Genomic DNA, 2,139 nt, shown 5'->3' on the forward strand with positions numbered 1-2,139 from the left:
AAATCCCCAAATTATTAAAAATACATATACGCCAAATCCTTCACTTTAAGCCCGCCGGCTTGGGTTTAGCTCAACAACGAATATAAAAACTACAGTGCCTGGCACTGTAGTTTTTCGCTGTTTTTATATTCTTAGGTGTTGAGTGTTGTTATTTTTCACCTCTACATTCTAAAAGGACTGAGTCTACAAACATAATTCTTTCAGATGCATTAATCATATCATTTAATTCATTATAAGAACAAACATATGCTGATTGCATATTTTCATTTTTACTACGAAAATACACACCTACTTTTTCTCTATCGGGATCATTAATATCAGCATCATCACCCCACCAACCACGTTCTTCTTCAACTCTATCCATTTGAGGGATTTCAACCAATTGGTTATTTTTATTTTTATAATAATATGTTGAATGATTAAAGCGTTTCTGATTTGATTCATTTACTATCAGGACTCCATTATCAGGAATATTAAATAGTCTATTACCATCTTCATCTAATTCAATTTTTTCACCACAAGATTCATTAAAAAGCATTTTAATATTACCTATATATCCGTCTTCTATAATGACTAATTCTTCTACTTCTAAATCTATTCTGCTTAGAACAGAAGTACATATTGATAATAGAATTACAACTGTCCAAACTTTCTTGTTTCCACCTTTTCTCAATTTATAGATTGCTAATAGGATTAATGCAATTGACACAAAAAAAAGAAGAGTGTAAAAGTCCACTATTCCACTGGCATTTTCTTTTTCAAACATATTTTCAACTAATTTATCATTAAATTCAGCCATTTATTAAATTGTCAACTTCGTTACGAAATATTTAGCAAGTAAAATTTTGATGCACAATAACACACAACGGATGGCGGTATGAAACGTAGCCGCCTTCAGTTCGTTAATTTTGTAAGTTTCAAATATCGTCATTTTCCCGGTTTCTAGTTGTCTGGCCGTAACAAACGCGGCTATGTTTTATGACCGCGTGTTGTGTGCCGTATTTATTTATATTACATTTGATATTAGCCATTCTGTTTGATAAATATCATAAAGTTTTTGAGCTTCTTCATCTTTATATTGAACCATTGAACATATTTTTTTTCCAGCATCTTTTAACGAAGGTCCTAAGAACCATCTTTCATTATCAAACAGTAAAAAGCGGTCATGACTACTTTTTGAGGATCTTGCCTCAATCTTTATCCCAGGGTATTGAGTTTGAAATTTGGTTATAGCTAATTTTAAATCTGTTACAAATTTTGTAGTCCTATTGTTATCGTTACAAAGAATTCTTATGTCTGAGATATTATTTAAATCGGAATGTGCATTCAGATATTGTAGTATTTCACTATCTGCATAGTTATCCCAAAACCAGACATAATTTTTTGCCCGACTAATAACTGTTTTGAACTCATTGAAGAAGTCAAAAGTTTTGTCTTTTTCAAAAATAAACTGAGATTTAGAAGGTATTTTAAACTCCTTTTTCAGCTCATTTAAAATTGATAGGGCCATTCCTTTTATGTTGTTATTATCAGAATTAGCAATTTTCTCGATTATTTCAAATTTTTCTGATATGATATATCTTGACTTTTCATCCTTGGAGGTTATATAATAAATTGCAAATAATATTGGTCTTTTTGCTGTAGGACCAGTTCTTTCTAAACAGTGTAACAATATCTCAATGAACGTATTGCCTATTATATAATCTCTTCCATTATATCCTTTAATCGATAAAAATATGGCCAACTCTTGAGAAGAGAGTGTTTTTAGAAAATCATTTAGATGAGTTAGATGATCTGTCAGATTTGATGTTCTAATATATTCACCAACAAAATATTTTTCAAAATCCCTTTTTAAGTAGTCTGGAATTATTTCTTTAGCTTCAGGATATTCATCCCAGTTAATTATATATGGCATAGTCTCATTCATTATGGCACAGTAGAGTAGAGCCTGATAGCCTATTCATAATTTTTTTTTTCTACAAAGATAATAAAATTAGTTAGACTATCAGTACCCCCTTCATCAAATCGTACGTGAAGTTTTCCCTCATACGGCTTACCGATAGAGTTCTTCATTGAGCTTTCGCAAGGGTTTTCAAACGAGCATACTTTTCCAAGTCTAACAGCCCTTTGCCTTTAACA

General features: G+C 31.1%; 2 protein-coding genes. Both read right to left on the minus strand.

Annotated elements, in window-relative coordinates:
• Window positions 1-148: 148 nt before the first annotated feature.
• Window positions 149-799: a hypothetical protein gene (locus HN894_10360; GenBank protein MBT7143731.1), complete on the minus strand. Its 651-nt coding sequence runs from the start codon at window positions 797-799 to the stop codon at window positions 149-151.
• A 207-nt stretch (window positions 800-1,006) separates the two neighbouring features.
• A complete protein-coding gene (locus tag HN894_10365) occupies window positions 1,007-1,915 on the minus strand; it encodes a hypothetical protein (GenBank protein MBT7143732.1) in 909 nt (302 codons plus the stop codon).
• Window positions 1,916-2,139: the final 224 nt, after the last annotated feature.

Source organism: Bacteroidota bacterium (assembly GCA_018692315.1).
Lineage (GTDB): Bacteria > Bacteroidota > Bacteroidia > Bacteroidales > JABHKC01 > JABHKC01.